Genomic DNA, 8,585 nt, shown 5'->3' on the forward strand with positions numbered 1-8,585 from the left:
TGTAGTATGTATCAAAGGTTTGAAAAATTGTGTATACACTTCGACGTCGAAATGTATATGAGATTTCTATTTTTCATTGAACCGAGATTTTTTTATATACAGCTCCAAATTAGAAGCTTGGTGTGCGTGTAATAATTTATAACTCACTAAATGACAAACACTTAAGCCGAATCTGGCGCTTTCAATGGCTATTACATCATGATATACCATCATAATTAATATTCTCAGTACTTTCGAGTCAATTATAGATTATTTAAATATCTATTACTCATCAATTTTACACTTTAACGGGAATAAAGAAGGAGTCAGGAAGGACATCGGTGAAAAGATTAATGTAAAACCATTATTTGTAATAAAACTATCAAATCATTTTCATACAAAACGGTTGATTAAATATAGATTTCCTTTTAATCGAGAAAGGTGCTCGATAATGTATAAACTTCATATCACAAAACGTGCAAAGAAACAGCTTGATGAATTATCTCTAAGAAATAAAAAATTATACGTAGAAGTAATCGATACGATGGAGAGGTTACGGCTGGGTCAGTGGAAAGGCGGGACTCGGGTAAAGAAGTTGAAAGGCTATGAGCATTTATACGAGGCACGATTGAATTCTGGAGATCGTATGTTGTTCATTTTTAACGCTGACAACATTCATATCCATTATATGTATGTCATTCATGATGAGGTGAATTTGAGAGCAAAGAATAGTGCCTTTGGGATTTCAGCTTCAATTTCTATTGATTCACTGACGAGAGCAGAGACAGAGGCGGATTTTGAAATTCCAGAAGAACAGGTATATAGATTATTTTCTTTGTTTGACGATACGAGATTTCAAGTTATAGAAGAAGATGATCTTTTGAAATTACTTGAAACAGAAGCACCGTCATCTCTATCTTTAAAGGTCAAGTTGTTGCCGGAACAAGAAAGGGTCCTGTATACACCATTACCTCTATTACTGTCGGGTGGAGCTGGGAGTGGAAAATCTACGGTTTCTGTTTATCGCTTGATTCTCGAGGCCGAACAACTGCTCCAATACAATCCAACTTCGAGATTCTTATACTTCACAGAAAGTGAACGACTTGTAGGGGAGATAAAAGAACAATTCCTTCACCTATGTCTTGGGCGAGATAACGGACAGGCCATCGTGGACGCCACAGATTTTCACTCTTTCCGCAGTCTTATGACTCCATATACTTTGGATAGATACGTTCATTTTTTGAATGAGTCCGGATTTGCCGCAGAATTCTTCAATCTCCAGAGAGGAAACCATCGTTTCAGGAAATTAGATGTGCGGCTCGTATATCAGGAAATCATTTCTGTCATAGGATCACTAGGTATGCCCGAAAACCATCATCTTTCCAAAAGCGAGTATATGACGTTGCCGAAACATGAGGCTCCGCTATTCTATGAAGATCGCGAACTGATCTGGAGCATACATGAATGGTACATTTCTTTGAAACAATCTAAGTTTTATTGTGACATCAATGATTTGATTTTCAATGCCTTGAATCATGGGAATTTATCAAGGTACGACTTTTTAGTTGGCGATGAAATCCAGGACTTTAGCTTCGGAAAAATCCTTCTGACCCTAGAATTGTTGAAGCCGGGTCGTAAAGGGGCATTTTTGTTCTCTGGAGACGCCAAGCAAATATTGACAGAGAGTCACTTTTCTTGGGCAGGACTAAAAAGGCAACTACAGAACCATTTGAACTCTCATGATATCCACGAGGAAAAGCTTCTTGTAAACTTTAGAAATCCTAATCCAATCGCGAGATTGGGAGAGTCCATGTTCACGATGCAAAAACAGTTTGGAATCAAGGGATATACTCCACAAGATGTACACTCTCCGTTGAATGGCGATGAGGCGATTCATTTACATGGCGATGAGGAACCCATTTTGAAGGTGTTGAGTAATCAGGGTGATGGTCAAACTGTAATCATTGTTCCAAATGAGGAAACTGAATTTAGGTTGAAGGAAATATGCCATAGATCTAACTTGCCGATACCGCTTGTGCTGATGCCTTTTGAGGCGAAAGGTTTAGAATTTGATGAGGTATGGATGTGGAACATGTCAGCATCCTACAAGTCCAAATGGCACAAACTGAAGCAAATCGATGGTCCTCTAGACCAAAAGGATTCTTTATTCATCCTCACACAGATTCGTAGACTTTATGTGGCATTGACTCGAGCACTACAAAATGTCTATATTTTTGAGCCGTTTGAGAACCATTTTTGGTCTGAACAGAATATACATCCAATCCGTTTTTTTGAAACAGTAGACGTCGAACATCTATTGAATGAGAAAAAGAATTCCGGGTCTCCCAATTCGATTGATGGTACCTGGGTCAAGCACGCCATGGATTTTTTCGATATGGAACAATATGACCGATGTGTCGAGTGCTTAGATCGTCTAGATTTAGAAGGCAACTTAAAACTGAACAGATTGAAACAATTAGCTAAGGCCCATCTTTTGATGAGAAATGGTGATTTTGATGAGGCAGGTGCGCTGTTTCGTTTTTTAGAAGAGTACGATTATGCGGTGTCTGCATATGACCATGCTGGTCGATTCGATGAAATAGCATCCACATTAAATGATGCGGCGTTCACCGAAGGGATCACTACATCACGTGGACAATATTACGCAAAAGAACGCGACACGTTTAAAGTCAGGGCTTTAGATAGGGTAGGAAACTATCGAGGTGCAGGATTGTTATGTCTACAACGTAAACATTATCGGGAGGCAATCCATCGCTTTGAAAAAGCTGGTCTTGAGGATCAATTAGAGGAATGTTTCATTAAATTATTGGATGACAATTCGAACGACCCTCAGATATTAGAAAAAGCTCGAATCTTCTTTTCACGAACCAATAATCACGTCAGACATGCGCAGGCATTGAAGCTTATCAAATCATAAAAGGGGTCTTTAAAATGAATTTAAACTTATTAATCATGGGAAGAATGAATGAGGAGATTCATCAATATATAGAAAATGATGTTGACAATTTTTTTGAGGAGCAGAAAGATTTTCTTTCTCCTCCGCTTCATATGGCTGTCACAATCAATGATTCTACAATTGTGAGGACTTTACTCGATCATGGGGCAGACCCAAACATTCAGGCTGAGTCAGATGGTATGACTCCTCTGATGGCGGCCGCATGGAATGAATCAGAAGAGCTGGTTAGATTACTATTAAGCTATGGTGCTAATCCAAATAAAGTTGACAAAGATAAATGGTCACCCCTGTTTCATGCAGCGCATAGAGGAAATCAAAAAATCGTGAAGTATCTTCTCTCATTCGGTGCAAATCCTAAACTACAAGATATATATCGCAAGACCCCATCGATAAAGGCAAGAGAGGCTGGCCACATCAATCTTTCCGCTATTCTTAAACAAAATGATGAAAGAGATGTCATCAAACAAGCAGTGCTTTATATCGAGAAAGGGGACTATGAGGCATTGGAAAATTGGATTCTCTATGGGAACGAGATAAATGCAGGTGATGAAAAGGGAAACGGACTCTTGCACCTGGCTATCGGGGCGAAAAACGTCAAAATAGCAGAACTCCTTTTATCTTACGGTGCAAATGTGAATCGCCGGAATGACAATGGTGACACCGCCCTACATATTGCCTCTAGGTTATCACAGGTTGAATTGGTACGACTATTGTTGCAAGAATCGACATGCCGGCCGTTAATCAAGAATCATGCAAAACGATTCCCAGCTGAAGAAACTAGCGCCTCTGAGGTGAAGGCAGAATTCGATTTACATACGGCCAACTTGATTAGAAGAAGAGCGATAGAAAATTCAGAATGGCACGGTTGGATTCGAGAATTATACAATAAAGTACATATCAAAGAAAACGAGTTATTAGAGCTTGCGATGATGGCAGGCCTAAGTAATGAGATGGACAAAGAGACCGCAAGAGAAGTATTGAATAGGGCAGAGACTCCTGAGGCTATAGGATTAGCTTTTGCACTACATTATTTCCGCATTTCTGATTTTGATGAGGTGATTATGCAGTATTCAGCCGATAATAAAAATTCTACGGATTTGGGAAGGTATATTCTCGCATGCATATGGTTTGATACCAACAAAAAGAATATTGCTAAAGTCTTTCTCGATGATCTTGTGGAGCGCCGGTTTTCGCCTGCATGTGTCACTCTGGCAGGCATCTATGAGCTTTACAAAATAAATCAAGAGGAAATCCCGAGACTTTATGGGATTGCAGCAGAAGAGGGAAACCGGAAAGGGATATTAGAACTTGCTAACTGCCTTTTTTATGGAAAAGGAGTAGAGAAAGACATTTCGCGTGCGATTCATTTGTACTATAAGGCAGGTCAACTTGGTGTGACAGATATGTCCCTTGGAAAAGATATAGCCCTTGAAATCTCAAAAAATAAATCTAAAGGTAATCAAACAAGTAGTCCATTGAATGTTGACACGGTTAGAGCCTCTAGAACGAAAGCAAGTCATACAGAAACATATGTCATCGATTCATCATTACAAAATATTTTAAATGTGGTGAAAGAGCTTCCGGTTGGTAAAAGTCTTAAAATCTATCACATAAAACCTGTTCATAATGAACTGAAGGTATACCTCAATGAAAATACTGATTCTATTCCGTATGAAGTAAAACAAAATATCATTACTATGATTGAGATTTTAGGACGGAAAAGTAAGAATGCCATCAACCGTAATCAGCTCAGCTTGTTGACTAATGAAATTGAGGGCAAATGAGCTTTTCATAGGACGGGAGAAGATTTGATGAAGAGGAAAGAACTATCAATTGTTTCTTTTTATCTAGCAAAATATAATCGTGAGGCGGTTAAAAATCTAGGATTCAAAAGTTTTAGTGAGGCCTATCGTGACATTGGGAAACGACTTGGATATAAGCCCAATAGCGTGAACAATCGTAGAGATGATTTTGATCCTCTTTTCAATCATCGGGTGGGTTGGCACAAAAGGGAGCTTAATGATACTAGTCTTCAGGTGATTGATCAGTTTGATCATCTGAGTGAGGAGAGTCTGAGAGAAATTGTAAAAGATATTATGAATAATCAGATGGATCCTATCCTCGAGGATATTTTAAGCAGAAGCGCTTCAAATCGAACGTATACTACCAGGGGAGTCACAGGGAAAAAAGCAGAAGAATATTTTTCTAATTGGTTTGCTACCCACTACCCGAACGAAAGTTTGATTGATACACGTGATTTTGGATGTGGATATGATTTTGGTTTGAAGGACTCGGAAAGTGTTTTTGAAGTGAAAGGAATTGCCACTGACTCTGGGGGAATCCAGTTCACGGATAAAGAGTGGTCGGTTGCACGAGACAAAAAAGAAAATTATTATCTCGTGATTGTGAAAAATTGTTTGCTCGGGAATCCTTCGATTCAAGTTCATCCTAATCCGGTTTCGATATTCAGAGCCGAGAAAAGAATCTCTACTGTGATAAATGTAAGTTGGGGCATTCGGGAAAAAGATTTGGATATTTAGTAAGTAAGAAGAGAAGCGCTCTAGTGAGTACTTCTCTTCTTCTCATGCAGGGATATGATTATTCTTCAAACTCTGTCTCGTTCTAACCGTAATTCTTCAAACATATATATGAAGCAACAAAGATTTAAAATTATCTAGTTATTCTAATAAATTATTTTGTTCTGATGATTTTATTTGATGTTTGACAAAATCAATTATTTTTCTAAAATAGGTTAATTTAATTCCAATCAATTATAATCTATATATTGGTTAATTTTAATTTATATAATCTTTTTAATGTAAAAATTAATCAATAATTACTTATTCCTATTTAGTGATAATTGAAAAACTTTTAGGGGGTTATTCTAGTATGAATTTATTTATTCTACCGGCTAGTAACAAAGCTTCTCAGGAACACCTCGAGCAAACTATTAAACAAACATTTGATTACAGAAAGTACCTTGAAAAATTCTCTGATGATCTCAAGGAAAGATTACTTCAAATTGAGAAAAGCGAAGAACATGTCAATCTATGGGGTTCGACACCTGGCAGGAAAGATACTTGGAAAAAAATGAAGCCCAATGATAGGGTGATTTTTTATAGTTCTGAGGAGTTTGTCTATTATGGAACAATTATCGATACTCACTATGATTCAGAAATAGCAAATGCACTGTGGAATTCTAAACATAATAAACATGACGAGGTCTTTGAATATTTAATTTTGCTTAAAAATATAAAAAAAATTAAAATCAGTCTCTTAGATTTTATAAATAATTTTGAGTTTGATAAAAATTTTAAGCCTCAACGTCTTCAGAGTGTTATGAACTTGGAGAAAAAAGAGATTTTGAGGATTACAGGGTTTCAAAGCCTAGATGAATTAATTGGCTCTTTAGACAATATTTCCTTCGTTCCCGGTGATGATAATGATGAGCAAGACGAATATCAAGATGACGTCAACACAGACGAGAATTTGGAGGATGCAAAAAAAGAAATTAAAGGTGGAAGAGGACGAAGAAATAAAGTGACGAAAAAAGGAGCTACCGCTTGGTCACGAGATCCTAAAATAGGAGCAGATGCCATACGTCAAGCGGAATACAAATGCGAACTGGAGAAATCGCATGCGAGTTTTGTGCATGCTAAAGGAAATCATCAATATATGGAAGCACATCATCTTATCCCAATGAGGGCTCAGGAAGAACATTCTAACGATTTAGATACTCAAAGTAATATTGTAAGCCTTTGTCCAAACTGTCATAGGGCCATTCATCATGCTAAAAAAGAGTTTCGACATGAATTAGTTAAAAAACTTTATGAAAAACGTGTTGAGAGATTGAAAGGCGTCGGAATTGAATGGCAAATCGATAAAATTTTGAGTTATTATTGAATTTCGTTTTTTATCGTAACTTGATTTTGTAAATTTTCATAAAAGTAATGATAAATAAACCCTACAAAGATGAACTGCTCCCTGTCAAGTAGACAGGATAAATAATGAAAACCAGCCTAGGCGGCTTGAGACCTGTATTCGACAGGGCTCAAGCCATTTAGTCGTTTCTGAAGACGATCGTGGTTGTAGAACGATATATAGGTCTCGATGGCCGACGTGAGTTCGCTATAGGCCTGGAACTCATGCAAGTAGTACATCTCCACTTTCAAGGTACCCCAAAAACCCTCAATCGGGGCGTTGTCAAGACAATGTCCGACCCGGGACATGCTGTGGGTCAGTCCCACGTCTTCTACCATGCGTTTGAATCCTCTCGAAGTATATTGGAACCCTCGGTTACTATGGATCATTGGACTCGCTCCAGTACGGAGCCCCGCTATGGCTGGCCTCATCGTATGAAAGACGAGCCCATTGCCCGATACGATAGGCGACGATCGAGCCGTCGTACAGATCGATGATCGCGCTCAGATATGACTTCTTCCCGGCACCATATTTGAACTCGGTGACGTCGGTACACCATTTCTCGTCCGGTCGGGGCGCACTGAATTTTCGGCCCGCAGGCGCTCGTTCTCACGCTCGATCTGTTGGATGCGACGTTCTAGCTTTTTTGCGTTGAGTTCCTCTTCTGACTTCGTCCGTCCGCGCCGGTCCTCGAGTCCATGCACACCGTCGGTATCATATTTTTTCGTCCAGCCATAGACCTGCTGGTAAGACACGGCGAATATCCCGGCCGTTCGTTGATAGTTCCGTCCATTCTCCAGGCAGTACCTGACGATTTCAATCCGTTCCTCGAATGTGGTCTTTCTCCCTTTTGTCATAGCTCGATTCATCCCTTTTCTCGAATCTGTTAACTCGCTATGACTAGTATACTGCTTAATCCATTCCCGAAGAACAGACCAATCACTGATTTGATGTTTGGAGAGAACCTCCATTTTAGTGAACCCATCGAGATAGTCACGGACGGCCGCGATTTTCTGTTCCTTGCTGTAAAGCTTCCATGTCTTCGACTCCTTCAACGCATTGATCCCACTGGTATCGAATTTGGCTTTCCATACCCGGAGGGTATACTCAGAGACGTCATGAGCCTCCATGATTTCCTTCCAAGTATATTTTTCTTCTCCCATCATACGCAGCGCACCCAGTTTTTGTTCGATCGAATGCTGACTTCTCGCCATAAAAAAACACTTCCCAATAGATAAACAGATTTGTTATTTCATCTGTCTACCTATTGGGGAGCATATCATGTAGTACTCGTATTTATCCCGAGCACGAGAATTTGAAGATTAATTTTTCTTCTCTCTAAGTCGTCCGCTAACTAGAGTGGATTGGAGTTGTCAGACCAAGACGATCTAGTTTCCGAACGACTGAAGTATCGCTCGCACGAAGATGATCTAGACACTTTCTTTTTAAAAAATAGCAATGAGTTTTTCTGGTTCGTCAAATTGGGAATTTAAATTTTGATTTTCGGTTGAGAGCCAAGCGTATTCAACTTCACTCATTGTTTGTTTACCTATTAACTATAAGGAAATACATACATTGATAAAAGAATTAGAAAATGAACGTTTGATATAAAAGACGAACGGCTGTTTGAAACTGTTCTGGTTAGTATTTTTTTGAGTTAGTTATTTGTGCGTTTAACGTTCGTTAAAAAGACGGAAAGGCACACCAA

4 protein-coding genes and 1 pseudogene are annotated in these 8,585 nt (G+C 38.9%); 4 read left to right on the plus strand and 1 reads right to left on the minus strand.

Annotated features, from left to right (window positions below):
- The first annotated feature begins 430 nt into the window (after nt 1-430).
- The 4 genes from EVJ23_RS13445 (at nt 431) to EVJ23_RS13460 (ending at nt 6,859) form a co-directional block, all read left to right on the plus strand.
- Entirely contained in the window at nt 431-2,917 is a 2,487-nt protein-coding gene (locus EVJ23_RS13445; RefSeq protein WP_131466387.1) for a DEAD/DEAH box helicase, read from the plus strand.
- Between the two features lie 14 nt (nt 2,918-2,931).
- A complete protein-coding gene (locus EVJ23_RS13450; RefSeq protein WP_131466389.1) occupies nt 2,932-4,740 on the plus strand; it encodes an ankyrin repeat domain-containing protein in 1,809 nt (602 codons plus the stop codon).
- 27 nt (nt 4,741-4,767) lie between these two features.
- Complete coding sequence (locus EVJ23_RS13455) at nt 4,768-5,496, plus strand: protein NO VEIN domain-containing protein (RefSeq protein WP_131466391.1); 729 nt, start codon at nt 4,768-4,770, stop codon at nt 5,494-5,496.
- Nucleotides 5,497-5,845: 349 nt separating this feature from the next.
- The gene (locus tag EVJ23_RS13460; protein ID WP_131466393.1) at nt 5,846-6,859 is read left to right on the plus strand and encodes an HNH endonuclease; all 1,014 of its coding nucleotides are present in this window, start codon (nt 5,846-5,848) and stop codon (nt 6,857-6,859) included.
- 116 nt (nt 6,860-6,975) lie between these two features.
- Here EVJ23_RS13460 and EVJ23_RS13465 read toward each other — a convergent pair.
- A pseudogene (locus EVJ23_RS13465) lies at nt 6,976-8,091 on the minus strand (IS3 family transposase).
- Nucleotides 8,092-8,585 lie beyond the last annotated feature (494 nt).

Origin of the sequence: Exiguobacterium sp. SH1S1 (assembly GCF_004337245.1) — a bacterium.
GTDB lineage: Bacteria > Bacillota > Bacilli > Exiguobacteriales > Exiguobacteriaceae > Exiguobacterium > Exiguobacterium aurantiacum_A.